General features: G+C 63.1%; 29 protein-coding genes. 11 read left to right on the top strand and 18 right to left on the bottom strand.

From position 1 onward, the window contains the following. Positions 1–38 precede the first annotated feature (38 nt). On the bottom strand, positions 39–1,325 hold the full coding sequence (locus tag IP79_RS11190) for an aspartate kinase (protein ID WP_054119386.1): 1,287 nt from the start codon (positions 1,323–1,325) through the stop codon (positions 39–41). A gap of 49 nt (positions 1,326–1,374) precedes the next feature. Here IP79_RS11190 and ubiG point away from each other — a divergent pair, with 49 nt between their 5' ends. After that, the gene (gene ubiG, locus IP79_RS11195) at positions 1,375–2,112 is read left to right on the top strand and encodes a bifunctional 2-polyprenyl-6-hydroxyphenol methylase/3-demethylubiquinol 3-O-methyltransferase UbiG (RefSeq protein WP_054119387.1); all 738 of its coding nucleotides are present in this window, start codon (positions 1,375–1,377) and stop codon (positions 2,110–2,112) included. Here ubiG and IP79_RS11200 read toward each other — a convergent pair. From IP79_RS11200 to IP79_RS11215, 4 genes are all read right to left on the bottom strand, one after another. Further along, complete coding sequence (locus tag IP79_RS11200) at positions 2,109–3,140, bottom strand: glycerophosphodiester phosphodiesterase family protein (protein ID WP_082337178.1); 1,032 nt, start codon at positions 3,138–3,140, stop codon at positions 2,109–2,111. The two genes, ubiG and IP79_RS11200, sit on opposite strands and share 4 nt — an antisense overlap. Further along, on the bottom strand, positions 3,119–3,466 hold the full coding sequence (locus tag IP79_RS11205) for an arsenate reductase (RefSeq protein ID WP_054119388.1): 348 nt from the start codon (positions 3,464–3,466) through the stop codon (positions 3,119–3,121). Before IP79_RS11205 ends, IP79_RS11200 begins: the two co-directional genes overlap by 22 nt. 12 nt (positions 3,467–3,478) lie before the next feature. Further along, a complete protein-coding gene (ruvC, locus tag IP79_RS11210; RefSeq protein WP_054119389.1) occupies positions 3,479–3,952 on the bottom strand; it encodes a crossover junction endodeoxyribonuclease RuvC in 474 nt (157 codons plus the stop codon). Between the two features lie 93 nt (positions 3,953–4,045). Continuing rightward, complete coding sequence (locus IP79_RS11215) at positions 4,046–4,789, bottom strand: YebC/PmpR family DNA-binding transcriptional regulator (protein WP_054119390.1); 744 nt, start codon at positions 4,787–4,789, stop codon at positions 4,046–4,048. 50 nt (positions 4,790–4,839) lie between these two features. Here IP79_RS11215 and IP79_RS11220 point away from each other — a divergent pair, with 50 nt between their 5' ends. Further along, a complete protein-coding gene (locus tag IP79_RS11220) occupies positions 4,840–5,580 on the top strand; it encodes a type II CAAX prenyl endopeptidase Rce1 family protein (protein ID WP_054119391.1) in 741 nt (246 codons plus the stop codon). 4 nt (positions 5,581–5,584) lie between these two features. On the opposite strand, the gene IP79_RS11225 is transcribed toward IP79_RS11220, so the two are convergent. The 3 genes from IP79_RS11225 to IP79_RS11235 form a co-directional block, all read right to left on the bottom strand. Next, positions 5,585–5,932: a heavy metal-binding domain-containing protein gene (locus IP79_RS11225; protein ID WP_054119392.1), complete on the bottom strand. Its 348-nt coding sequence runs from the start codon at positions 5,930–5,932 to the stop codon at positions 5,585–5,587. A 77-nt stretch (positions 5,933–6,009) separates the two neighbouring features. Then, the gene (locus IP79_RS11230) at positions 6,010–6,255 is read right to left on the bottom strand and encodes a DUF2312 domain-containing protein (RefSeq protein WP_054119393.1); all 246 of its coding nucleotides are present in this window, start codon (positions 6,253–6,255) and stop codon (positions 6,010–6,012) included. Between the two features lie 80 nt (positions 6,256–6,335). Then, the gene (locus IP79_RS11235) at positions 6,336–6,647 is read right to left on the bottom strand and encodes a DUF1244 domain-containing protein (RefSeq protein ID WP_054119394.1); all 312 of its coding nucleotides are present in this window, start codon (positions 6,645–6,647) and stop codon (positions 6,336–6,338) included. Positions 6,648–6,712: 65 nt separating this feature from the next. Here IP79_RS11235 and pyk point away from each other — a divergent pair, with 65 nt between their 5' ends. From pyk to IP79_RS11250, 3 genes are all read left to right on the top strand, one after another. Beyond that, positions 6,713–8,185 (top strand): pyruvate kinase, encoded by a 1,473-nt coding sequence (gene pyk, locus IP79_RS11240; protein ID WP_054119395.1) that lies wholly within the window; start codon positions 6,713–6,715, stop codon positions 8,183–8,185. A 76-nt stretch (positions 8,186–8,261) separates the two neighbouring features. Beyond that, positions 8,262–8,567, top strand: a complete 306-nt coding sequence (locus IP79_RS11245) for an I78 family peptidase inhibitor (RefSeq protein ID WP_054119430.1) — start codon at positions 8,262–8,264, stop codon at positions 8,565–8,567. Further along, positions 8,564–8,953 carry a RidA family protein gene (locus IP79_RS11250; protein ID WP_054119396.1) on the top strand — a complete coding sequence of 130 codons (390 nt, stop codon included), beginning with the start codon at positions 8,564–8,566 and terminating at the stop codon, positions 8,951–8,953. Before IP79_RS11245 ends, IP79_RS11250 begins: the two co-directional genes overlap by 4 nt. A 24-nt stretch (positions 8,954–8,977) precedes the next feature. Here IP79_RS11250 and IP79_RS11255 read toward each other — a convergent pair whose 3' ends face one another. After that, positions 8,978–9,349, bottom strand: a complete 372-nt coding sequence (locus IP79_RS11255) for a hypothetical protein (protein ID WP_054119431.1) — start codon at positions 9,347–9,349, stop codon at positions 8,978–8,980. Positions 9,350–9,487: 138 nt separating this feature from the next. Between IP79_RS11255 and IP79_RS11260 the strand changes: the two genes are divergently transcribed. The 4 genes from IP79_RS11260 to mmsB all read left to right on the top strand — a co-directional run bounded on the left by IP79_RS11260 (position 9,488) and on the right by mmsB (position 13,494). Further along, positions 9,488–10,633 carry an acyl-CoA dehydrogenase family protein gene (locus IP79_RS11260; RefSeq protein WP_054119397.1) on the top strand — a complete coding sequence of 382 codons (1,146 nt, stop codon included), beginning with the start codon at positions 9,488–9,490 and terminating at the stop codon, positions 10,631–10,633. A 20-nt stretch (positions 10,634–10,653) separates the two neighbouring features. Continuing rightward, positions 10,654–11,709: an enoyl-CoA hydratase/isomerase family protein gene (locus IP79_RS11265; RefSeq protein WP_054119432.1), complete on the top strand. Its 1,056-nt coding sequence runs from the start codon at positions 10,654–10,656 to the stop codon at positions 11,707–11,709. After that, complete coding sequence (locus IP79_RS11270) at positions 11,706–12,500, top strand: enoyl-CoA hydratase-related protein (protein WP_054119398.1); 795 nt, start codon at positions 11,706–11,708, stop codon at positions 12,498–12,500. Before IP79_RS11265 ends, IP79_RS11270 begins: the two co-directional genes overlap by 4 nt. A gap of 127 nt (positions 12,501–12,627) precedes the next feature. Then, complete coding sequence (mmsB, locus tag IP79_RS11275; RefSeq protein WP_054119399.1) at positions 12,628–13,494, top strand: 3-hydroxyisobutyrate dehydrogenase; 867 nt, start codon at positions 12,628–12,630, stop codon at positions 13,492–13,494. Here mmsB and IP79_RS15905 read toward each other — a convergent pair. The 5 genes from IP79_RS15905 to IP79_RS11300 form a co-directional block, all read right to left on the bottom strand. Beyond that, a complete protein-coding gene (locus tag IP79_RS15905) occupies positions 13,491–14,066 on the bottom strand; it encodes a hypothetical protein (protein WP_420705629.1) in 576 nt (191 codons plus the stop codon). The two genes, mmsB and IP79_RS15905, sit on opposite strands and share 4 nt — an antisense overlap. Next, entirely contained in the window at positions 13,984–15,234 is a 1,251-nt protein-coding gene (gene wecB, locus IP79_RS11285; protein ID WP_233994179.1) for a non-hydrolyzing UDP-N-acetylglucosamine 2-epimerase, read from the bottom strand. The genes IP79_RS15905 and wecB overlap by 83 nt, the downstream gene beginning before the upstream one ends. Further along, the gene (wecC, locus tag IP79_RS11290; protein WP_054119401.1) at positions 15,231–16,535 is read right to left on the bottom strand and encodes a UDP-N-acetyl-D-mannosamine dehydrogenase; all 1,305 of its coding nucleotides are present in this window, start codon (positions 16,533–16,535) and stop codon (positions 15,231–15,233) included. The genes wecB and wecC overlap by 4 nt, the downstream gene beginning before the upstream one ends. A gap of 104 nt (positions 16,536–16,639) precedes the next feature. Then, positions 16,640–17,896: a glycosyltransferase family 4 protein gene (locus IP79_RS11295; RefSeq protein ID WP_054119402.1), complete on the bottom strand. Its 1,257-nt coding sequence runs from the start codon at positions 17,894–17,896 to the stop codon at positions 16,640–16,642. Between the two features lie 2 nt (positions 17,897–17,898). Beyond that, the gene (locus IP79_RS11300; protein WP_054119403.1) at positions 17,899–19,164 is read right to left on the bottom strand and encodes a nucleotide sugar dehydrogenase; all 1,266 of its coding nucleotides are present in this window, start codon (positions 19,162–19,164) and stop codon (positions 17,899–17,901) included. Between the two features lie 187 nt (positions 19,165–19,351). Between IP79_RS11300 and IP79_RS11305 the strand changes: the two genes are divergently transcribed. After that, positions 19,352–20,434, top strand: coding sequence for a CaiB/BaiF CoA transferase family protein (locus IP79_RS11305; protein WP_054119404.1), 1,083 nt, complete (start codon positions 19,352–19,354; stop codon positions 20,432–20,434). Beyond that, positions 20,434–20,883, top strand: a complete 450-nt coding sequence (locus IP79_RS11310; protein ID WP_054119405.1) for a MaoC family dehydratase — start codon at positions 20,434–20,436, stop codon at positions 20,881–20,883. Before IP79_RS11305 ends, IP79_RS11310 begins: the two co-directional genes overlap by 1 nt. On the opposite strand, the gene IP79_RS11315 is transcribed toward IP79_RS11310, so the two are convergent. The 4 genes from IP79_RS11315 to IP79_RS11330 are packed head-to-tail and all read right to left on the bottom strand — an operon-like array spanning position 20,857 to position 25,200. After that, positions 20,857–22,284, bottom strand: coding sequence for an efflux transporter outer membrane subunit (locus IP79_RS11315; protein WP_054119406.1), 1,428 nt, complete (start codon positions 22,282–22,284; stop codon positions 20,857–20,859). The two genes, IP79_RS11310 and IP79_RS11315, sit on opposite strands and share 27 nt — an antisense overlap. 4 nt (positions 22,285–22,288) lie before the next feature. After that, positions 22,289–23,272 (bottom strand): efflux RND transporter periplasmic adaptor subunit, encoded by a 984-nt coding sequence (locus IP79_RS11320; protein ID WP_054119407.1) that lies wholly within the window; start codon positions 23,270–23,272, stop codon positions 22,289–22,291. Between the two features lie 45 nt (positions 23,273–23,317). After that, positions 23,318–24,067, bottom strand: coding sequence for an ABC transporter ATP-binding protein (locus IP79_RS11325; RefSeq protein ID WP_233994180.1), 750 nt, complete (start codon positions 24,065–24,067; stop codon positions 23,318–23,320). Then, positions 24,064–25,200: an ABC transporter permease gene (locus tag IP79_RS11330; RefSeq protein WP_054119409.1), complete on the bottom strand. Its 1,137-nt coding sequence runs from the start codon at positions 25,198–25,200 to the stop codon at positions 24,064–24,066. Before IP79_RS11330 ends, IP79_RS11325 begins: the two co-directional genes overlap by 4 nt. Between the last annotated feature and the right edge of the window lie 36 nt (positions 25,201–25,236).

Consider the following 25,236-nt stretch of genomic DNA (forward strand, 5'->3'; position numbering starts at 1 on the left):
CACCGGAAATGGTTAATACCGGCGAAGCGGGCTACTTTTCAGCTAACCGCATCCAGCCCGTAAGCCGTGTGCAGCACCCGCACGGCGAGTTCGGTCTCGTCCTCGTCGATCATCACGCTGACCTTGATCTCGCTGGTCGAGATCGCCTGAATGTTGATGCCGCGATCCGAAAGCGCGCGGAACATCGTGCTGGCCACACCGGCGTGGCTCTTCATGCCGACGCCCACGACGCTGATCTTGGCAATCTTGCTGTCGGTGATGATGCGGTTGAAGCCGATGGCATCGCGGCGATCTTCCAGCAGAGCCTGCGCGCGGGCAAGATCGGATTGCGGCACGGTGAAGGTCACGTCGGTCTCACCCTTGTCGCGGCCCACGTTCTGGATGATCATGTCGACATTGATGCTGGCCGCGGCGAGCGGTTCGAAGATGTTCGCCACCGCGCCGGGCCGGTCGGGCACGCGGGTGAGGATCACCTTGGCTTCGTTCTTGTCATGCGCGATGCCGGTTACAAGCTGGCGTTCCATCAGGCCGTTCTCCACCAATTCGTCCATTTCCTGTTCCGAGACGATCATCGTCCCCGGCAGATCATCGGCAGGCGGTGCGCCTTCGCCGATAAAACTCGAAAGCACCTGCACCCGCACCTTTTCCTTCATGGCAAGGCCGACAGAGCGGGTCTGGAGCACCTTGGCGCCCACCGATGCAAGTTCGAGCATTTCCTCGTAAGTCACCGCCTTCTGCTTGCGCGCCTTGGCGACAATGCGGGGATCGGTGGTATAGACGCCGTCGACATCGGTGTAGATGTCGCACCGGTCTGCCTTGATCGCTGCTGCCACCGCCACCGCCGAGGTATCCGAACCGCCGCGCCCCAGTGTGGTGATACGGCCATCGTCAGAAATGCCCTGAAAGCCGGGGATCACTGCAATCTCGCCCGCTTCAAGCGAGGCGATCAGCGCAGGCGCGTCAATCACGTCGATCCTGGCCTTGGCGTGGGCTTCGATGGTCTGGATCGGCAATTGCCAGCCCAGCCAGCTGCGCGCCTTGCAGCCCAGCGCCTGAAGCGTGAGCGCCAGCAGCCCGCTGGTGACCTGTTCGCCGCTGGCGACGACCACGTCATATTCGGCCGGATCATAGAGCGGGTTCGCTTCGCGGCAGAAATTCACGAGCCGGTCCGTCTCGCCCGCCATCGCGCTGACCACCACCGCGACGGAATCCCGAGTGCCGTCGGGTTTGGGTGCGGCCTGTGCGCGCACAATATTGGCCACCCGGCGGATACGCTCCGTCCCGGCCATCGATGTGCCGCCGAATTTCATCACAATGCGGGCCAAGATGCAGCTCCTGCTGGTGAGTGTTCGCGGCGGCTGTTAGGAGGGGTTCATGGGAAACGCAAACATTCCGAATGTTACAATTCGCCCCGAAGAGGCAGATTTTTTCGCAAAGCTGGCACGCGACTGGTGGAATCCGAAAGGGCCGATGGCGAGCTTGCATCAGGTGAACCCGGTGCGGATGGCGTTTATCCGGGAAGCGATAGACGCGCATTGGACGGGCGCTGGTGCTTCAGCGAAGCCGTTGGCGGGCAAGAGCGCGCTCGACATTGGCTGCGGGGCAGGGCTGGTGTGCGAGCCATTGGCGCGGCTGGGTGCGAGCGTGACGGGTGTTGATGCGGCGGCAGAAAATGTGGCGGCGGCGGCCGCTCATGCGGAGGGCGTGGGGCTCGATATCCGATACATGGCGGGCGAGGTTGCCGGACTGGATATCGGCACCTTCGATCTGGTCACCACTGTCGAAGTGATCGAACACGTGGCCGACAAGCCTGCTTTCCTAAGGGATGTGGCGGCGCGGCTGGCGCCGGATGGCTTGCTGGTCATGTCGACACCCAACCGCACTGCGGCTTCGCGTGTGCTTCTGGTCGGCGCGGCAGAAGCAGTCGGCTATGTCCCCAAGGGCACGCATCATTGGGAGGATTTCATTACGCCCGACGAATTGGAAGCGCTGCTGGGAGATGCGGGGCTGGCGGTGACGGCCAAGCGCGGGATCGCATGGCGACCGGGCAAGGGCTTGCACCTGTCGGATGACATGGCGCTGAATTATATTCTGAGCGCGCGGCGGGTTTAGAGACAGCTCCGCCCCTTCAGCGGCCCGTCACTGAACACTCCGGCCACACCTGCGGCCATCAGCATCTGCGCCAGTTTCACATCGCCGCAGCCCTTGCCCTTGGGGTCTTCGCCCGTGCGCAAGGCCACCGGCAGGAATTCGTTCTCCGGTCGCACTGTCCATGCGTGCACTGCTAGCCCTGCCGCTTTCGCGTCTGCCACCAGTGCCGTGGGTGCCCCTTCTGGTGTGAGAACCAGTGCGGTATGTGCCCCGACCGCATCGGCATATTTCGCGATCTCCGCCAGCCCGGTCGGCGTCACCATCTCGGCATAGCGCATCGCCGGTTCGTCCGCCGGGCCGCCGATAGGGGCGACCAGCTGCACCAGCCTGAACCCTCCGCCGCGTTGCTTCAAACGCTGGAGCGGCGCGATCTCGAAGCTCTGGATGAATACCGGATCGGTTGGCGTGATGCCGAGTGTACGCAATTCCCGCAGCAGCAGATCGACCATGTCGATCCCGGCGTTCTGCAACAGGAATTCTGGGTGCTTGAGTTCGGGATAAAGCCCGATCTTGCGCGCCGTCGCCGCTTCTTTGGCGCGCACCAGCTTCACTATTTCCGCCAAGGTCGGCACCTGATACAGCCCGTCGTAGCGCGCATTGGCGGGCCGCAGCGACGGAATGCGTTCCTTGGCGCGCAGGGTGCGCAGTTCGGCCAGGGTAAAGTCCTCGGCGAACCAGCCTGCCACCTTCTGCCCATCAATCGTCTTGTCGCGGCGGCGGTCTTCGAATTCCTCGCGACTCGCCACATCGGTGGTGCCGGAAAGTTCGTTTTCGTGGCGCGCAACCAGCACGAGATCCTTGGTCGCGACCAGATCGGGCTCGATGTAATCCGCCCCATGATCGATCGCCAATTCATAGGCGGCGAGTGTGTGTTCGGGCCGCTCTGCACTCGCGCCGCGGTGAGCGATGATCAGCATGCCGCTTTCCTGTGCCGCCACCGGAGTTGTCACCAGCGCCATAAGCGCGATCAGAGCAAGACTGCGGACCATTCGTCTTCCTTGAAACCGACCAGAATGCCACCGGAAAATTCGACGATTGGCCGCTTGATAATGCTCGGTTGCTGAACGAGCAAAGCGACAGCGGTGTGACTATCAGTCGCCAGCGCTTTGTCTGCGTCAGACAGCTTGCGATAGGTGGTGCCCTTGCGGTTGACCACCACATCAAGCCCGGCGGCAGCAATCCAGGCGGCGACTTTCGCCGGATCGGCACCTTCCTTCTTGTAATCGTGGAAGGTGTAGGCGTGGCCCTGTGCATCAAGCCAGACCCGCGCCTTCTTCACCGTGTCGCAATTGGGGATGCCGTAGAGGTGGATCACACTAATCTCCGTTCAACTCCAGGGTGCAAGGTGTGCGTCGGCAATCGCCACCGCCAGTGCATCGGCAGCGTCGCTTCCAGCAATCGCTACGCCCGGCATCAGCACCTTTACCATCGCGGCGACCTGCGCCTTTTCCGCCGCGCCTGTGCCGGTGACGGCTTTTTTGACCAGCCGCGCCGCGTGTTCGTTGACGCTTAGCCCCGCCGCCCCGCACGCCGCCAGCACTGCGCCGCGGGCTTGCGCCAGCTTCAGGGTGGATTGGGGGTTCTTGTTGACGAAGATTTCCTCTGCCGCTGCGCGGTCAGGCCGGTGGGCGGCGATCACGGCGGCCAGCCCAATCTGCAATGCCGCCAGCCGAGCCGCCATCGGCGCAACCGCGTCGGTCTTGATCTGGCCGTTGGCCACATGGCTGATCCGCGCACCTTCGCTTCGGATCACGCCCCAGCCGGTGCAGGACAGCGAGGGATCAAGGCCGAGGATGATCATTCGATCACAGCCCGATCCTGAACCCGAACCGCCACAGCATCGCGATCAGGAACGCAGCCCCGAGCATCAGTGCCAGCAGCCATTCGCGCTTTTTCAGCCGAGCTTCTCCATGACTTCGTCGGAGATTTCGTAATTGCCCCACACGGTCTGCACATCGTCATCATCGTCGAGCGCATCGATCAGCTTCATCAGCGTGCCGGCGGTGTCTTCATCGACATCGACCGTCAGTACCGGCTTCCACGCCAGCTTGACGTTTTCCGCTTCGCCGAGTGTCACCTCGAGCGCGGTCGCGACCCCATGCAGCGCATCGTCAGCGGTCCAGATGGTGTGGCCATCTTCGGAGGATTCCACATCATCCGCGCCGGCTTCGATCGCGGCTTCGAGCATCGCTTCCTCGTCGCCAGCCGAAGCGGGATATTCGATCAACCCGCGCCGTTCGAACCCGTGGCTGACCGACCCTTCGGAGCCAAGGTTCCCGCCGTTTTTGCTGAAGGCGGTGCGCACATTGGTGGCGGTGCGGTTGCGGTTATCGGTCAGCGCCTCGACAATCAGCGCGACCCCGCCGGGGCCATAGCCTTCGTAGCGGATTTCGGCGTAATCCTCGCCGCCCGCCATGCTCGCCTTGTCGATTGCCCGCTGGATATTGTCCTTGGGCATCGACTGCGCCTTGGCAGCGTTGACCGCGAGGCGCAGGCGCGGGTTCATGTCGGGATCGGGCATGCCCATCTTGGCCGCCACGGTAATTTCGCGGCTCAGCTTGGAGAACATAGCCGAGCGTTTCTTGTCCTGCGCACCCTTGCGGTGCATGATGTTCTTGAACTTGGAATGGCCTGCCATTGGACGACTTCACCGGAAATGTTGGAAATACAGGCGCGCGCCTTACTCCGATGGGCGCGGACGATGCAAGGGCGCGTGTGGGCGTAATGGGCCTGCGCGAGCGGTTGGCCGACATCGCCCGCTTTGCCATGCGCCCATCCTATGTGATCCAGCCGATGGCGTGGGGGCGGCCTGCCGCGCTTGTGCTGCTGGCGTTGTTTGCGCTCGACATGGCTATCGACACCTTGGCTTACGCCCTGATCGGAGCTTGGGACGAAAGCGCCGCATTCCTGCCCGATCCGATCGAATACGAATCGACTCTGGCCGAAGACTTGATCGATTTCCTGATCTTTGCGCCGATCATGGAAGAACTGGCGTTCCGGGGCTGGCTGACCGGGCGGTTGGCTGCGCTCAGGTTCGGCGCCTATGGGATGGCGGCGATGGGGTTGCTGACGGCGAGTGTGTTCGCCGCAGCAGAATACACCATGCCGCTGACGCTGGCGGGGATCGTGCTGGCCTTTGCCGGGATGATCCATTGGCTGTGCACCCGCGATACCGATACGGCCGTCCCTGCGTGGTTCACGCGCCGTTTTCACTGGTTCGTGTGGGGATCGTCGCTGGCGTTCGGCCTGATCCATCTGGGTAATTACGAACCGCTTACCCACCCGCTCGGTCTGCTGGCGGTGCTGCCGCAGACCATCGGAGGGCTGCTACTGGCCTATACCCGCACCCGATTGGGGCTGGGCGCAGCGATGGCGCACCATGCGGCCTACAATGCGCTGTTTCTGGCGAGCGATTACGGCTGGTGGTGAGGGCCTAGGCCTTTACCGCCGTGCCGCTGGCGCTGACCATCAGCATCGATCCGTTGGGGCCGATCACTTCGTAATCGAGATCGATGCCCACCACCGCATTGCCGCCCAGCGCTGCGGCTTCGGCCTGCAATTCCTCGATCGCCTGCTTGCGCGCGTCAGCGAGAATCCGTTCATACGATCCCGAACGCCCGCCAACGATGTCGCGGATATTGGCAAACATGTCGCGAAAGATGTTGGCCCCAACGATCACCTCGCCAGTGACGATGCCGAGATAATCCTGGATCGGGCGGCCTTCGATCGTGGGCGTAGTGGTGACAATAACGCCGCGCGCGTCTTTCCAAGGGGATGCCATGGGTGTTCTCCTGCTACTGTGTTAGTAAGATAACACAGCCGGATGATATTTCAATGACAGGCGCGCGGCCCGGGTGGTTACGCCATGCCGAGCGCGTTCTTGTAGGTATCCAGCAGCATGTCCTGTTCGCTGCGGTCATCGGGCTTCATTTTGCGCAGGCGCACGATCTGGCGCATGATTTTGGGATCGTAACCGACCGCCTTGGCTTCCATGTAAACATCGCGGATGTCGTCGGCGATGCCCTTCTTTTCCTCTTCAAGACGCTCGATCCGCTCGATCAGCAGGCGCAGGCGGTCATCGGTTGCGTTTGTATCTTCGCTCATCGGGGGTCTCCATCGGGAATCAGAATCGGTTGGCGGGTGCGATAGCCAGCCATGCCGTCCGATAGAACCGCCTGCGAAAATTATTCCTGTGCGTTCTTCGCGACACTCGCTTCCATCCGGGCAAGCTGTTCCTCAGATGCGGTGCTCTGGCGGGTCGCCTTCCATTCGCCGCTCGGCATTCCGTGGATCACTTCGCGCGCCGCCTCCTTGTCGCCTTCGTAGCCTGCATCGCGGATCCAGTCGGCCAGGCAGTTGCGGCAGAAGCCGGCGAGGCCCATCAATTCGATGTTCTGCGCATCGTGTCGGTGGCGCAAATGCCGCACCAGCCGGCGGAAAGCGGCGGCAGCCTGAGCATCATCAAGCGAATCGAGCGGATCGGCATTGCTATTCATCACGGCTTTTCCTTGAGTTGAAATCCGGCTGTGCCATAGGCCAAGCCAATCAGGGATAGCCACAAATGTCACGACGCGACCAGTCAAGGATCGACCCGCGCGGCCGCAAGGTCAAAATTCTCGCCACCATCGGCCCCGCCAGCCGCTCGCCCGAGATGCTGGATCGGTTGGTGCGTGCGGGCGCGGATGCCTTCCGCCTCAACATGAGCCACGGCGCGCATGCCGATCACGAGGCGGCGATCCACGCGATCCGCGCGCTGGAAAAGCAGTTCGGGCGGCCGATCGCGATCCTCGCCGATTTGCAGGGGCCAAAGCTGCGTGTCGGCACCTTTGCGCAAGGGCAGGCGGTGATTCGCCATTCAGGCCACTTCGTGCTCGACCGTGACGAGACGCCGGGCGATGAAAACCGCGTGTGCCTGCCACACCCCGAATTGTTCGGCATTCTGGAACGCGGGCAGCGGTTGCTGATCAATGACGGCAAGATCCGCCTGAAAGTGCTGGAGGCGGATGATGCCCGCATCCTGTGCAGCGCCGAGGTAGGCGGGGTGATTTCCGACCGCAAGGGCGTGAACGTTCCTGATGCCGAGGTGCCGATCCCCGCGCTGACTGAAAAAGACCGCCGCGATCTCGCCTTCGCCACCGAACACGGGGCGGACTGGATCGCGCTCAGCTTCGTGCAGCGGCCAGAGGACATTGCCGAAGCGCGCAAGCTGATCAGCAACCGCGAGGTGGCGATTTGTGCCAAGATCGAAAAGCCGCAGGCGGTCCACCGCCTGGATGAGATCATCGAACTGGCCGACGGGATCATGGTGGCGCGCGGCGATCTGGGTGTCGAACTTGAACCTTACGAAGTGCCGCCGCTGCAGAAGCGCATCGTCAATGCCGCGCGCAGGGCGGGCAAGCCGGTGATCGTGGCGACGCAGATGCTCGAGTCGATGATCGACAGCCCCAGTCCGACCCGCGCCGAAGTCTCCGACGTCGCCAACGCGGTGTATGACGGCGCGGACGCGGTCATGCTGTCAGCCGAAAGCGCGGCGGGCGCGTGGCCGGAAGAATCGGTCGCCATGATGGACCGGATCGCGGTGCAGGTAGAGCGCGACGAAGGCTACAAGGCGCGGGTGCGGTTCCTTGAAACCCCGCCCGATGCCACAACCTCCGACGCACTGGCGCATGCCTGCATGACCATTGCCGATACCGTGCCGATCAGCGCGATCACCGTGTTCACCGCCAGCGGTTCGACCGCGCGGCGGGTTGCCCGCGAACGGCCGGCCACGCCGATGATGGTGCTCACCCCGTCGGTCCGCACGGCGCGGCGGGTGGCATTGTTGTGGGGCGCACACGCCGTGACCACCAAGGATATCGGCAGCTTTGAAGAGATGATCGGCAAGGGCCGCCGCATGGCGCTGCGCCATGGTTTTGCGCAGGGCGGGGCCAAACTGATCGTGCTGGCAGGAGTGCCGTTTGGCACACCGGGTGCGACCAATCTGCTGCATGTCGTGACTGTCACCGGCGACGAGCTTGACAAGCACGGCGGCTGACAGGGCTGGACGCAGCGCGGCTGCCTGATACCTTGATCCATGTCGCCGAACATCGGTGTGAATGAAGGAGGATGCCATGAAGCACGCAATTGCTGCTGCAGCGGCCGTCGGGCTGGCTGGATGCGCCACGACGGGGGAAAATGCCGGCCCCGGTCAGACGGGTGCGCCGCCGATGGCGATGACCTGCGATGCAGCCCCGGCCCAATACCATATCGGCCACGATGCCACGCAGGCGATGGGCACTGCGGTGCTGAAGGACAGCGGTGCGCGCACCTTGAGGTGGGGTCCGCCCAATTCGGCCTGGACGATGGATTACCGCGAAGATCGGGTAAACGTCCGCTATGACGCGGGCATGAAAATTATCGAGATAACCTGCGGATGAACGACAAGGCGCGGGCGACTTCGGGTTCGCCTTTCGAGGCGACCTTCGGCTTTGCCCGCGCGGTGCGTCACGGTGATCGCATTATCGTGGCGGGCACCGGCCCGGTCGAACCTGACGGCACCACCACGCCCGGCGACGCAGCCGCGCAGGCGATCCGGTGTTGCAAGATCATCCTTGCGGCAATTGAAGAACTTGGCGGCAGCGCTGGCGATGTCGTGCGCACCCGGATGTTGCTGACCGATCCCGATGATCAGGACGCGGTCGGGGCAGTGCATGCCCGCTTTTTCGGGGTGGCCCGGCCTGCCTCCACCATGGCCGGCGTCGCATGGCTCGCACGACCTGAATGGCGTGTCGAGATCGAGGCGGAAGCCGTGATTACCCGCTGACGGGGCATCTGCCTGCGTCCCGGATCAGGCGAAGCACACTACTTCCAGCCTATGCTCCACGAACGCTATCAGAGCATCGCAATCGTCCAGCCCGCTCAGTTCGTCTGCATCAACCAGCACCTCTGGCTGTCCCGGCCCGCGCGCCAGCAGGATTACGGGCAATGCGAGATCGTCTATGTGAGGCAGGTCACGCATCTCATCGCGGTAGAGAAACAGCTTTGCGCAACCCAGCGAGTCCAGAAAGTTGCGCCACCCCCGCCGCATCGCAAAGGGGCCGTAGGTGAGCGCACAAAGCGAACAGGGGTAGGTCGCTGGCGAGATGATTTTATGCACCATGTCACGCAGCGCATTCAGCGGGCCACCATCGGCGTTATAAACGAAAATCAGCGTCGGCATGCGGCGTTCCATGTGGGCAGATACGATCCGGATGGCCCGTTTGGTTTCGCAGCTGGCAGCCGCACTAGCAATATTCCATAGACGATCGGTGCGCGCCGCCCTTTTCCAACCCCGCCACACCCGCTAGAGCACGTCGCCATGCAAGGACAATTTCAGCTTACCGACGATCAGCTCGCGATCCAGGAGGTCGCCCAGCGGTTCACCACCGACCAGATCACGCCCCATGCGGCGGAATGGGACGAGAAACATATCTTCCCGCGCGATACGATCCAGCGCAGCGCCGAACTCGGCTTTGGCGCAATCTATGTCTCCGAAGAATCGGGCGGAATCGGATTGGGGCGGCTCGAAGCAGCGCTGATCATGGAGGCGATGGCCTATGGCTGCCCTTCCACCAGCGCCTTCATCTCGATCCATAACATGGCCGCATGGATGATCGACCGCTTTGGCGGCGATGCAGTAAAGGCGAAATACCTGCCGCAACTGATCACGATGGAGCACATCGCCAGCTATTGCCTGACCGAACCGTCGAGTGGTTCGGACGCCTCGGCGCTGCGCACCACAGCGCGGCGCGACGGCGATCACTTCGTGATCAACGGTACCAAGCAATTCATCTCCGGCGCGGGCGCGAACGAGATTTACGCAGTGATGGTGCGCACTGGCGAGGATGGCCCGAAAGGCATTTCCTGCGTGGTGATCGAAAAGGACATGCCCGGCGTCAGCTTCGGCGCGAACGAGAAGAAGCTTGGCTGGCATTCCCAGCCGACCGCACAGCTGATCCTTGAAGATGTGCGCGTGCCGGTAGAAAACCTCGTCGGCGGTGAGGGCGAAGGTTTCCGCATTGCGATGATGGGGCTGGATGGCGGGCGGCTGAACATCGGCGCGTGTTCGCTGGGCGGCGCACAACGGTGCCTTGATGAAGCGATCCAATATACCAAGGATCGCAAGCAGTTCGGCCAAGCCGTCGCCGAATTCCAGAACACCCAGTTCATGCTTGCTGACATGGCCACCGATCTGGAGGCGGCGCGCGCGCTGCTTTATCTGGCGGCGGCGAAGGTGACCGATAACGCGCCTGACAAAACGCGTTTCTCCGCCATGGCAAAGCGGCTGGCGACCGATAATGGCAGCGCCGTGGTCGACCGCGCGCTGCAATTGTTCGGCGGTTACGGCTATTTGCAGGACTACCCGATCGAACGCTTCTGGCGTGACTTGAGGGTGCATTCTATCCTTGAAGGCACCAACCAGATCATGCGCATGGTGGTCGGCCGCGACCTGCTGCGACAGTGACGGCGGCCAAGGAAAGCACAATGACTGACGACGTCCTGATTTCCACCAACGGCCCGATTGGCCATATCAGCCTCAACCGGCCCAAGGCGCTGCATGCGCTCACACTCGACATGTGCCATGCGATGAGCGCGGCGCTGACCGAATGGGCGCAGGACGACGCCATCAAGGCGGTGATCCTCGATCACAACGAAGGGCGCGGCTTCTGCGCGGGGGGAGACATCGCCTTCCTACGCGATTCGGCACTGAATGATGACGGCGTGTCGGGCCGCAAGTTCTTCCACGACGAATACCAGCTCAACCACCAGATGTTCAGCTATGCAAAGCCGATTGTGGCTTTCATGGATGGTATCACGATGGGCGGCGGCGTGGGCATCTCGCAGCCCGCCAAATACCGTGTGGCGACCGAGAACACCCGGTTCGCCATGCCGGAAACCGGGATTGGCCTGTTCCCCGATGTCGGCGGCGGTTGGTACTTGTCGCGGTTGGGGCGCAGGCTTGGGCAGTTCCTGGCGCTGACAGGTGCCCGGCTCGATGGGGCGGAGTGCCTGTGGACGGGTCTCGCCACGCATTACGTGCCGCACGAAATACTCGAAGACATCAAGGCGCGGATCCACGATCACCCGGACCGGATCGCCGGCATCCTCAGCGAACCGGTCGGCACCCCGCCCAAGGCGCGGATCGAAGCCAATGCTGACAAGGTTGCGAAGCATTTCGCCTCGGACGCTTATGAAGACATCCTCGCCAGCCTCGAAGCGGCTGCGGATGGGGGCGACGATTGGGCGGCGAAGGAACGCGACACCCTTGGCACCAAGAGCCCGCAAACCTGCAAGGTAGCACTGCGGCAGCTCGCCGAGAGCGCGGTACTGAGCGACTTTGCCGACAATATGCGGATGGAATACCGCATCGCCAGCCGCGTGTTGACCCGCCCGGACTTTGCCGAAGGCGTGCGCGCGGTGATCACTGACAAGACTGGCGATCCCAAATGGAACCCGGCCTCGCCCGAGGAGGTGACCGAAAATTTGCTCGACGCGATCTTCGCGCCCTTGCCCGCTGATGAGGAATGGAAGCCCCTATGACTTACGAAACCATCACCGCTGAAGCCAATGCGCAAGGGCATAGGGGCGTCACGCTGCTGACGATCAACCGTCCGCAGGCGTTGAACGCCTTGAATTCCAAGGTGCTGGAGGAGTTGATCCACGCTTTCGCCGCCTATCAGGCGGACGGCTCGCAGCTTTGCGCGATCTTGACCGGCAGCGGCGACAAGGCGTTTGCCGCCGGGGCCGACATCAAGGAAATGAGCGAGAAAGCGGCCGCCGATTTCTTCCTCGACGATTTCTTCAGCCCGTGGACGGCCGAGATCGTCAAGAAGACCCGCAAGCCGTGGATCGCGGCGGTCAACGGCTTTGCGCTGGGCGGGGGGTGCGAATTGGCGATGATGGCGGATTTCATCATCGCGTCCGACAAGGCGAAATTCGGCCAGCCCGAAATCAAGCTGGGCGTCGCGCCGGGCATGGGCGGATCGCAGCGGCTGACCCGCGCGATCGGCAAGTCGAAGTCGATGGAAATGTGCCTGACCGGGCGGATGATGGCGGCGGACGAAGCCGAGCGCAGCAATCTCGTCGCCCGCGTGGTGCCGCATGAGGAGCTGATTGCCGAAACGCTCAAGGCCGCCGCAACTATTGCGGGGATGCCGCCGATGGCCGTGATTGCGAACAAGGAAATGGTGAATTCGGCGTTTGAAATGACGCTGGATCAAGGGCTGATCGTCGAGCGCCGGATCTTCCAGATCCTCACCGCGAGCGAGGATAAGGCCGAGGGCATGGCCGCCTTCATTGAAAAGCGGGAAGGGCAGTGGAAGGGGCGGTAGGCCTGCCAAAACTCGTCATTGCGAGGAACGCAGTGACGGCGCAATCCATGGTACGACAGATAGATAACCAAGCGCCATGGATTGCCACGCGACCTTCGGCCGGTCGCGATGATGAACGGAGAGTAACATGAAAATCGCCTTTATCGGGCTCGGCAACATGGGCGGCGGGATGGCTGCCAACCTGGTCAAGGCTGGCCACGAAGTCCGCGCCTTCGACCTTTCCGAACCCGCGCTCGCCGCAGCGCGCGAGGCTGGCTGCGAGACCTTCGCTACTGCCAAGGAAGCCTGTGCCATCGCCGAAGCGGTCGTCTCGATGCTGCCCAATGGCGCGATCGTCAAACAGGTCTACTGGGACGACGTGATCGGCCATGCGCCCGAAGGCGCGATCCTGCTCGATTGCTCGACCATCGACGTCGCCACCGCGCGCGAAGTGATCGAAGTGACCGAGGCGCACGGCTATCAGATGGTCGATGCCCCTGTATCTGGCGGGATCGCAGCGGCCAATGGTGGCACACTCACCTTCATGGTCGGCGGCACCGCTGAAGCTTTTGCCCGCGCGCAGCCAATCCTTGCAGCAATGGGCAAGGCGGTGATCCACGCAGGCGATGCAGGCAACGGTCAGGCCGCCAAGATCTGCAACAACATGCTGCTGGCAGTCCACATGATCGGCACCTGCGAGGCTTTCGCCATGGCCGAGAAGCTGGGGCTGGACGCGCAGACATTTTACGACATTTCCAGCGTCTCAAGCGGGCAGAACTGGTCAATGACATCCTATTGCCCGGTTCCCGGTGTCGGCCCGACCACACCCGCCGACAACGCCTATCAGGGCGGCTTCGCCGCCGGACTGATGCTGAAAGACCTGCGGCTGGCGATGGAAGCAGCGTCGAAAGCGGGCGCGAAGGTTGAACTGGGCGAACACGCCCGCGCTATCTATGAAGCCTTTGCCAAGGAAAATGCAGCGTTGGACTTCTCGGGAGTGATCCGCACCCTTTAGTTTCGCCGACAATTTTCGATTGTCGGTGCAAGGGAGCGCGCCGCTTCCTGATCGCGCCGAGCGAGCGCCCTGACTGCCTGCTCCAGCGCCGGACAATCGAAGGCTTTCCCCTGCGCAACACTTCCAGCGATGATTTCCGCAAAGGCATCGGGTTTGATCACCACTTGCCCGCGCCGCAGAAACCGGGACTGCCAACGTTCTGCCGCGCTGACGATATCGATCATCGTCTGGCGCCCGGGGCCTCCTGCCTCGTCAAGCACTTGCTCTCCCAGTTCCTGCAGTACGTCATTGGACGCGGCGCTGTGAAGCATCAGCGCTGCGTACCGCCGGGCGGCCTCGGGCTTATCTCCAGCTGCCAGCGCAAGCCGCAATACGGATTCCTGTGCAAGCGGCTCACGCCAGCCGCGTTGTCCGGCAATCTGGATGGTGAGCGCGGCCCGTTCTGCCTGCCCGGCGCGCGCCTGTGCGATGGCCAGCAGGCTTAGATATTCAGCCGGAACAGGGCGGCGCTGCACCAGCACCTCTGCCTCTGCCAGTGCTATTGCCGGATCGCCCGCTTCCAGCGCCGCCAATGTGACACGGGTCTGGGCGTAATTGCGCAGGGGCGGCGGCACGGTCGCTGCGAGCGAGGGCGTAATGTCCGACTGTTTGTCGATTTGCAGTGCTGTCGTAATTACGGCCAGAGCCGCCAAGGCGATGAACCAGACCAGGCGTGCGATCATTGTTGCGCTCTCCTGCCATCGCTTGCGATGCGGGCGAGGAGCAGCAGCGCGAGGCCTGCAAAGGCGAGCATCGTCTGGTTCCTGAGCGGGTAGTCCGTAATTGATGACTGGGAGCCTCCTCCTGGATGCCGCCAGAATCGGTCAGCATCAAAGTGCTCGCCTCCATCATCGCGACGAAATTGAGGTAATCGAGCGGTTCGATCAGAGCGATGTTGGGCTTGCCCTCCAGCGCCGGCCGCATCACCTGCGCGACAGAGGGGTTGGGATGAAGTGGATAGATGATCGCCACATCCTCGCGTTCAGCCAGAGTGGCCAGGGCAGCGGCGATCTGGCGCATCCCTTCGCCGAAATTCTCGCGCCGGTGAGCAGTGACTGCAATGATCCGTTTGCCCGCGAAGCGTTTTTTCAAAGACAAAATCGTCGGCGCCAAGCCTGGGTCTGCGGCAATCCGGTTGCGCGCGAACAGGAGCGCATCGATCACGGTGTTGCCCGTCACATGGATCGCACTTTCATCAACGTTTTCAGCACGCAATGCCGCCGCTGCGGTCTCGGTCGGAGCGAAATGCAGATCGGCGACCGCGCCGGTTACCTTGCGATTCACTTCCTCCGGCCAAGGCGAATAGATGTCGCCGCTGCGCAAACCGGCTTCGACATGACCGACCGGAATCCGCCGGAAATAGCATGCCAGGGTCGCCATCATGGTGGTGAGCGTATCGCCATGAACCAGCACCCGATCAGGCTTCAAAGCGTCCAAAGCCTCGCCAAACCGCGTCAGAATGCGGGCCGACAGCGCATCAAGCGACTGGCTGGGCTGCATCAGGTCGAGGTCTAGATCGGGTCTGAGCGAGGCTAGTGCCAGAACCGAATCGAGCAATTCGCGATGTTGGGCGGTCACGACCACTTTTACATCAAACCGCCCAGTGTCTTGCAATGCAGCCACCAGCGGGAACATCTTGATCGCTTCGGGCCGGGTGCCGAATGTGATGAGGATGCGCGGCTGCGCGCCCGCTTTGCTCATCGCCGCAGCATGCCGCGTGTATCGAACACCAGCTTGCCCGCCAGATCGGCAGGCGAGAGGTGTTTGAAAGCAGTGTGATCGACCAGCACCACGACAATTTCGGCCTGACGCAGCGCCGCGTCAAGCGTGACCAGTTGTGCGCCGGATCCTGCAAACCCCCTGGGTAGGTCTTCGGTAAAGGGTTCCACCACCAGCATGCGATTGCCGTGAGTGCGGGATAGCGCTTCGGCAATCTCCAGCGCGGGGCTTTCGCGGAAATCGTCGATATCGGGTTTGAAGGCGAGACCGAGCAGCGCGACCTTGCCTTCGGGCGCGGCTTCCAGCAGCGCGCGTACCTTGCCTTCGGTATGCACCGCCTTGTGATCATTGACCTCGCGCGCGGTGCGCACCAGCCGTGCGGTGTCCGGTGCGCCCGCCACCAGAAACCAGGGATCGACAGCGATGCAATGCCCACCCACGCCAGGGCCGGGTTGCAGGATGTTGACGCGCGGGTGGCGGTTGGCGAGCCGGATCACGTCCCACACATCGACATCGATGATATCGGCGATCATCGAAAGTTCGTTGGCAAATGCGATGTTCACATCGCGGAAGCTGTTTTCAACCAGCTTGACGGTCTCGGCCACGCGGGCTGTGGTATACAGGCAATCGCCGCGCACGAAGCTGGTATAAAGCACTGCCGCGCGCTCGGCGCAGGCGGGTGTCACGCCGCCGATCACGCGATCATTGTGAACCAGTTCGTTGACGATCCGGCCCGGCAACACCCGTTCGGGGCAATAGGCGAGCGCGATGTCAGCATCGTCCGCGCAACCATCGCGCGGCACCGCAAGGTCCGGGCGCAATTCAGAGATGATTGCGGCAACCCTTTCGGTGGTGCCAACCGGCGAGGTGCTCTCCACGATGACGCAGGCGCCGGGAAGAATCTTGGGTGCAATCGCGCGGGCGGCGGCTTCGACATAGGAAATGTCGGGCGCATTATCCGGCCCCAGCGGGGTGGGCACAGCGATCATGTAGAAACTGGCGGTCGGCACCTCGGTGGAGGCGACCAGCGTTTGTGCGGTGATGGCGTCATGCACCAGCTTGTCGAGATCGCGTTCCTCGATATGCACTCCGCCCGCGTTTACGGTATCCACGACGCGCTGTGATACGTCGACGCCGCAAACGCTCCAGCCATAAGAGGCGAGCAGTGCGGCGGTCGGAAGGCCGATATAGCCGAGCCCGATTACCGCGACCTGATGATCTGGCGCAGGATTGCCGAGGGCGTCTTTACCAAGCGCCGTACTGGCATCGAAAGGTGCGTTCATGAAGTGATTGTCCCGCTCATCGCAGACGGGACATTGGCGGCAGAGCCTTAAAATCGCGTTAGGCTTGTCATGTTTTTTACCATAACCAGCCTGTTTGCGGGCGGTTAGCGTGCCAGCGCCTGCGTGTAGGCGGCCAGCAGCGGAGTGATCTGGTGCTGCCAGTTGAGTTCATTGATAACGCGTTCGCGGCCAAAGGCACCCATTGCTTCGCGCGCTTGGGGATCATCCACCAGCGCCGCGATTTTTTCGGCCAGATCGACCGGATTGTTGGCTTGGGCATAGAGCGAGGCGTCCTGCGCCGAAAACCGCCCTTCGGTGACATCGAACTGCACCATCGCCTTGCCGAGGCTCATATACTCCATGATCTTGTTCATGGTCGACTTGTCGTTCATCGCGTTGACCCGGTCGGGGTTCACGCCGAGATCCATGGTCGACAGCACCTCGAACAGATCGGCATCGGGCGCACGGCCGGTGAAGGTGATGAAGTCCGCGAGGCCCCGAGCTTCGGTGAGCGCCTTCAGATCCGCCAGCGCGGGCCCGCCGCCCACTAGCACGAACTGGATATCCTCCCGGCCTGTGTTGCGCACCAGATGCTCCACCGCGTCGATCAGCAGGTCGATCCCCTCCTGCTCGCCCATCACCCCGACATAGCCGACCATGTGGGCGCGGCCGTTCTTCCAGTTTTCTGCGGGAGGCACGCGTTTCAGCTTCGAAAGATCAGGGCCAGAGCGCACGACATGCACCCGATCAGGCGCCATGCCGCCGCGTTCGATGGCAATCTTGCGATAGGAATGGTTGGTTGCGATCGACACATCCGCCGCCATGAAGGTCAGCTTTTCGAACAGCACCATCAGCCACCAGAAGAACCCGCGCTTGTTGAACTTGGCTTCGTAAAGCTCGGGATTGATGTCGTGGTGATCAAAGATGTAGCGCACGCCAAACAGTTTGAAGGGCAGGGCCACAAGGAAGATCAGATCGGGCGGATTGCAGCCCTGGATCACATCGATCCGGCGTTTGCGGTGGATGCGCCACGCCAGCAGCGTTTCCCAGAACAGCGCCGCGCCATATTCGGCGAGAAAACCGATCGCACCCTTGGCCTCCAGCGGCAGGGGGTGGCGGTGGATCTCGATGCCGTCGATCACCTCGAAACGGCTCTCGTACCCCTTGCCGGTGGGGCAGATGATCGAAACATGCGCGCCTGCCGCCTTCAGCGTGCGCGCTTCCTGCCACACCCGCCGATCGAACGGCAGGGGCAGGTTTTCTACCACAATCAGAACATGGCGACCCTTCAGCGGTTCACCTTCGATGACCGCTGGGATGCCTTCTTCGGCGGTGATGGTGGCGGCGAGCGCGGCGTTCATCCTCAGGCTATGGTGCTGGTGTCGACGACCTTGGCCGCATCGACGCCGAGCGCGTCGATCAGGCGGTTGGTGGCGATAATGCGGGAATAATCACGGCTTTCGGCGGTCTCTTTGGTCACCATCAGCCCGTCGATCCGCGGCAGCACCGAATAGGCATAGCCGAGGTTCTGGCCGACCAGATTGTCGGGCGCGACCTTGGGGTCGTAGATGTCGAGATCGTATCCTGCTTCGAGCAGCTTGCGCGCCATATCGACCGCGGGGCTTTCGCGCAGATCATCGGTCTCCAGCTTGAAGGCAAGGCCGACGAGCAGCACCTTGGCACCAGGCTCCAGCCCGTTAGTGGCAGAGAGGAACTGGTGGTGCTTGTGCGCCTCGTTGGAGCGGATCAGCGAGTCCACGAGGTGTGTGGCAGAGCCCGTGTCAGCGGCGATGTATTGCAGCGCACGCACATCCTTGGGCAGACAGCTCCCGCCGAACGCACCGCCGGGACGGGTATAATAGGCGCTGAGATTGAGCTTGGTGTCGCTCTTGAAGATCGCGTGCACTTCTTTCGCGGAAATGCCCAGGTTCTGGCACACGCGTCCGATTTCATTGGCAAAGGCGACCTTGACCGCGTGCCAGGAGTTATCGACGAATTTGGTGATCTCCGCCTCGCGCAGGCCCACTTCGAATACCGGAGCCTCGATCCCTTCGTTGAGCTTCGCCATGTTGGCCGAAGGCCGCCCGCCCAGCGTGCCGATCACGATCTTGGGCGGGTTGAAGAAGTCCTCGATGGCGCTGGCTTCGCGCAGGAATTCGGGATTGTACACCAGCTCGACGGCGCTTTCTGCCGCATCGCCCAGATGGCTCTGGATGATCGGCCAGATGATGTTTTCGCAGCTGCCGGGCCGCATGGTCGAGCGGTAGGCCAGCGTCAGCGGCACCTTGCGGCCAGGCTTGATGGCGGCGGCAATCGATCGCGTGACCTGCGCAATATAGCTCATGTTGTGCGCGCCATCGACGCCGCTTGGCGTGCCGACGCAGACGATGGCGATGTCGGCATCGTCAAGCTCGTCGGTCAGTTTGGTCACGGCTTTGACCCGGCCATCGGCGTGGGCGGCGGCGATCAGATCGTCGAGCCCAGGTTCATACACCGGCGCACGCCCTTCATTGAGGGCAGCGACCTTGGCGTCGCTGACATCGACCCCGATGATCGTATGCCCTTGGCTGGCGATGCAACCTGCGGCGGTAGAGCCGACGTAACCCAGTCCGAAAATGGCAACTTTCACGAAAATCCCCCAGTGGAGCGACCCCACGGTAAGGGAAATCGCCTAGCAAGCACCCCCTATTGGTGCAATGCACAATCGTCCTCGCAACGCCCCGTTCGGCCTGAAGCGAGCCGCAGAATCGACAGTCTGCCGCCCCTTGCCAGTCCGCCGCGCCCGCGCATAAAGCGTGGGGCAAAGGGAGAGACGCATGACCAACTTAAACGGGCCGCTCGCCGGCCTCAGGGTTCTGGAGTTCAGCGGGATCGGGCCGGGGCCGCACGTCGCCATGCTGCTGGCGGATCTGGGCGCTGAAGTAGTGCGGATTGACCGCCCGGGTGCGGTGTCAAGCAACCCGGTGGTCGAACGCGCGCGGCACCGGCTGGCGGTTGATCTCAAAAGCGACGAAGGCAAAACCGCCGTGCGCGCCGCTGCTGCGAACGCTGACGTGCTGATTGAAGGGTTCCGCCCCGGTGTTATGGAGCGGCTGGGGCTGGGGCCGGAAGAACTCCTCGGTGCCAACCCGCGCCTTGTCTATGCCCGCATGACCGGGTGGGGACAGGAAGGCCCGCTCGCGCACGCAGCAGGCCACGACATCAACTATATCGCCATCACTGGCGCGCTGGCTGCAGTGGGCAAGCCGGGCGAGCCCGCTACGCCGCCGCAGAACCTTGTCGGCGATTTCGGGGGCGGATCGATGTATTGCGCTTTCGGGATCATGGCGGCGCTGTATGAGCGCGAAAAGTCGGGCAAGGGTCAGGTGGTCGATGCTGCAATCGTCGACGGGGCAACCAGCCTGATGAGCTTCTTCTTCGGGGTGCGCAATATGCCGCACCTTTCCACCGACCGCGGCAAGGGGATGCTGGGCGGGGCGGCGCATTTCTACCGCTGCTTCACCTGCGCGGACGGCAAGGAAATCTCGCTGGGGTCGATCGAGCCGCAGTTCTATGCCGAACTGTTGGCGAAAACCGGCGCTCCTGCCGAACTGGCGCAGGGGCAGATGAACCCCGCCAACTGGGATGACCACGCCGCGAAACTCGCTGCGCTGTTCATCACGAAAACTCAAGCCGAATGGTGCGATCTGCTCGAAGGCACCGATGCCTGTTTCGCCCCCGTGCTGGGGATCGAGGAGGCGCGCGATCACCCGCATATGAAGGCGCGGGGCGCCTATGTGGAGCATGACGGGATATGGCACACCGCACCTGCTCCGCGGTTCAGCCGCACGCCCGGTGCGGTGCGTTCCGGCGCGGATGATGGCGCAGATGTGGTCGCGCGCTGGGCCGAGGAGGCATAATGGCTGGCAAGTTCTTCGATGAATGGGTGGTGGGTGAGCGGATCGAACACGAAATCCGCCGCACCGTGACCGAGACCGACAACCTGCTGTTTTCAACCATGACCCACAATCCGCAGCCGCTGCATCTGGATGTCGAGGCAGCCAAGGCCAGCGGCTTCGGGCAGATTCTGGTCAATTCCACCTTCACCTTCAGCCTGCTGGTCGGGCTTTCGGTCGGGGACACTACATTGGGTACGCTGGTCGCCAACCTCGGCTTTGACAAGGTAGTGACGCCCAAGCCGGTGTTCATCGGTGACACCCTGCGCGCTTATTCCGAGGTCAAGGAACTGCGGGAAAGCAAATCGCGCCCCGATGCGGGGATTGTCACCTGGGTTCACGAAATGTGGAACCAGCGCGATGAAGTCGTGTGCCGGTGTGAACGGTCAGCCCTGATCCAGCGCCGCGCCTGAGCTGACCTCGCCGCCCAGCGCCTGCCACAGCACGATCCGCGCGCGGCTGGCGCGGCCCAGTGCGGCGGCGGCGCGTTCACCGCTGGCATCGGCAGCGCGGCGCGCTTCGAGCACTTCGAGGAAACTGGCGAGGCCTGCGCGGTAACGTGTATCGGCAAGGCTGGCGGCGCGCTGCAACAGGTCGCGCTCGTTGACGGAAAGCTGCGCTTCCCGGTCGGCAGCGTTGACCACGCCATAAGCCGCCTCGGCATCGCCCAGCGCCTGGAATACCGCGCCGCGATATGTGGCAAAGGCGGCGCGCTTGTCTGCCGCTGCGGCATCGATGCCAGCGCCCACCCGTCCGAAATCGAGCAGTGGCCCGGCGATCCCGGCAGTCAGCGTGCCGACGATAGAATCCGTATCGAAGAAATCGCCGGGGCTGAATGCCAGCAGCCCGATCACACCCGACAGGGTAATGCGCGGGAAGCGGGCGCGGGCGGCGGCGGCCAGATCGGCATCGCTGGCGGCAAGGTTTGCGGCCGCAGCGGCCACGTCGGGCCGGTTGGCGAGCAGTTCGGAAGGCAGCGAAGGGGGCGCGGCAGCGGGAGCCAGCTTCGGCGCTGCCGCAGCGAGCGCGGTGCGCACAGTCGCGGCATCCTGCGCGGTCAGCGTGACCAGACGCCCGATCAAGCGCGCCCGTTCGCTTTCCAGCGCGGCAAGGCGCACCTGCGAAGAACTGGCGGTCGCTTCGGCCCGTACGCGGTCGAAGCCGGGGGCGATGCCCGCATCCTCCCGCGACCGGGCAAGCCTGGCGAGTTCCTGCGCGGCGGCGGCATCATCGTTGATCGCGGCAGAGCGCGCCTCGATCACGCGCCAATCGGTTACGCTGGCGGCGATCTCCGCCAGCAGCGCCAGCCGCACGCCCTGCGCCTGTGTGGACGCGGCATCAATCCGGGCAATTGCGGCGCGTTCCTGCGCCCTCAGCCGCCCGAAGATGTCGGGATCCCAGCTGGCAGTGATGTTCGCGCCGTAAGATGTCTGCTCTTCGGGGATGAAACCCTGCGCGCCCGCTGCACCGAATTGCGCGGTGTTGATGCGGTTCTGGCGAATGCTGGTATCGGCGGTGATGTTGGGCAGGCGTTCGGCCCCGGCGCGGCGGGCACCGGCGCGAGCGGCCTCGATCCGGGCGGCAGCTTCGGCAAGGCTTGGCGCGTCCGCGATGGCGGCTTGCGATAAGGAAAGGTAGGCCGGATCACTTGCGGGCATCAGCGCGGCGAGGCTGGACTGCGTTCCTGTGTCAGGCGCGAAAAAGAACGCGTCGGGCACGGGCGGCGCAGGCGTGGCGATATCCGGCGCGGGGTTGGCGGAGCAGGCGCCAAGCGTGAGCGCCAGCAGCGAAGTGATGAGAAGCGGACGGCGCATGGCCTCAGCCCCCCTTCTTGGCAGCCGCTGCCTTGGCGGGGATGAAGGCATCGATCTGCTGGCCGACGCGGAAGGCATCGCTTTGCGGCAGGGCATAAATCAGCTGCAAAACCCGCACATCGACGCGTTCGGCAGCAGAATTGGTGAGCGATCGCTTGGGCACCACCTGCGGTTCGGCGCGGACGAAGGTGGCGTTGACGTGGAGTTCGGCGGCGCCGCGCGGTGAAATCACTGCTGGTTCGCCCAGTGCCACGCGGGCGACTTCGTTCTCGTCGATATCCACGCGCACGTGCAGCGGATTGGTTTCGCCCATTTGGATGAAGGGTTGGCTGTTGCCGCCCCCTTGCGTGGCGACGAATTCGCCTGGGCGGATGTTCACGGCGAGGATTTCGCCCGCAATCGGCGCGCGGATTACCAACCGTTCAATCTCGGTGCGGGCGGCAGCAGCAGCGGATTGCGCCGCGGCGAGGCGCGCACGGGCAAGGCCGAGGCGACTAGTCGCGGCGGCTTCCTCACCCTCGGCCCGGATCACTTCGGCGCGGCTGACAGCGGCCGGGTCGTCGAGATTGCGATAGAGCGCCAGCTGCTGGCGCGCGGTGGATTGCGCCGCGTTCGCCTCGGCTATCGCGGCGCGGGCTTCGCCGATAGCGGCGCCCGCCTGATCAAGGCTGGCACGCGCGGCGCGGGCATCGACGGTGAACAACACCTCGCCTTTGCCCACCCTGTCGCCGGGCTGGACCCGCACATCGGTGACGAGGCCCGACAGCGCCGAGCCGATGTCGATCACCTCGCTGGATGGTTCGACAATACCGGCACCCGCCACGCGCGGCCCTTCGGCCAGCTTGCCGACCGCCTTGGGCGGTTGTTCGGCAGGCTCTGAAGTGGAGCGATCAGGCAGGCCGAAGAATATCAGCCAAGCGCCAAGGGCTACGCCGATCAGCGCGGCGACCGGCAGGATCTGGCGGGCAAAGCTTAGATTGCGCAGCATGGTGTCCTCGGACTTTTCGGGAGGGAAGGGTAGTGGGAGGGGGCGTCAGTGATCATCGGGCATTTCCTTGCCGTCATGGGTCACGCGGCCATCTTCCAGCACGATGATCCGGTCAGCCAGATCGAAGATGCGGTTATCGTGGGTCACGATGATGCAGGCGCGATCTGGCGCCACTGCAACTTCGCGCAGCAGATCCATTACCCGGCGGCCCGACGAGGCATCGAGCGCTGCGGTGGGTTCGTCGCACACCACAAGGCGCGGTTCGTGCACCAGCGCGCGGGCGATGGCGACACGCTGCTGCTGCCCGCCCGAAAGCTGGCGCGGCAGCTTGTCTGCCTGATTGCCGATGTTCAGCTTGTCGAGCAGCACCTTGGCCCGCTCGCGCGCTTCCTCGCGCGGAACGCCTTGCGCGATCAGCGGCACGGCGGCGTTGCTGGCGACATCGATCGAGGGGATGAGGTTATACTGCTGGAAAATGAAGCCGATGTTGTTGAGCCGGAAGTTGACCAGATCCGTGTCCGACAGCTTGTAGATATCGGTGCCGAACACCTTTACCTCGCCTTCGGTCGGCCACAGGATGCCGCACATGATCGAGATCAGCGTGGTCTTGCCCGATCCGCTTTCGCCCACGACATAAGTCATCTCGCCGGAGCGAATATCTGTATCGATCCCGTGGAGCACGCGGATGGTGCTTTGCCCGGCTTCGAAATCGCGGGCGATGCCGCGCGCGCAGATCGCCGCTTCGGGCGCGCAGCCGCCGATGGCCTTGGTGTCCATGATGGTTCTCTCGCTCATCTGAACACCGATGCAGGTTCGGTCTTCAGCACGCTGCGGATCGCGATCAGACCGGTGATGGACAGAATGATCACCACGGCGGCGAAGCTGATCAGCGGGATCTGCCAGGGGATGTAAAAGCCCTTGAAGAACGGATTGGCGCCGAAGCCCTTGATAAAGGCAACCGTGCCGATCACGCCAAGCGCATAGCCGATCAGGCCAACCATCCCTGCCTGCGCGCCGACCATCTGCACGATCTTGGCATTGGTCACGCCAATCGCCTTCAAGGCGCCGAATTGCTTGATGTTGTCACGCAGAAACAAGCTGAAAGTCAGCCCGACAATCGCGATGCCTACGACAAAACCCAGCAACACGGTGATCCCGAAATTGGTAGGGATGCCGGTGTTCTCGATGATGAAATCGACGCCGGCGCGCGCGAATTGCTCGCGGGTTTCGGCCTTCAGCCCGGTTTCAGCCTCGATCCTGTCAGCCACGTCTTCGGGCGTCTGGCCATCGGCCACGCCAACGAGCACGAAGGACAGGCGGTTGCGCGTGCCCGGCACAAAGTTCAGCGCGTTGGAATAACGGGTGTATAGCACCACGGTGCTGGTGAAGCTGGGGATCGCATCGGCAATGCCGCGCACGACGGCGCGCTGATCGTTCAGTTCCAGCCGCTCGCCGATCGGGTTGACCTCTGGCGGGAAGAAACGCAGCGCGCCCGTATCGTCCACCACCACTGCATCGGGCGCAAACAGCACTGCTTTGTCGCCCTGTGCCATACGAGCGGGCAAGCCGATCAGAGTCGCATCATCAACGCCGATCACGCCAACACCCTCCAGATCGCCTTCCTTGGTGCGCACCGTGGCCTGTGCACGCAGGTGCGGCACGGCCCATTCCACGCCTTCGACCGCTCGCACCTTGTCGAGTGCGGTGCCGGGCATGGCGTAGCTCACATCGGTGGTGCGGCTGACCGGGTCCATTACCCACACTTCGGCCTCGGGCGCGTTATAGACGCCGCTCGCCCCGCGCTCGACCAGATTGACGAAGATCGTCATCTGTTGCGTGATCAGGAGGGTGGAAAAGCCGATGCCGAACAACAGCCCGTAGAACTTCTGGGCATCGCCGGTGAGCATCCTGATGGCAATCCAGATCACGGATGAGTTACCTTTGCACGCGGGCAGGGTTGCAAA

It is taken from the genome of Porphyrobacter sp. AAP60, assembly GCF_001296025.1.
GTDB lineage: Bacteria > Pseudomonadota > Alphaproteobacteria > Sphingomonadales > Sphingomonadaceae > Erythrobacter.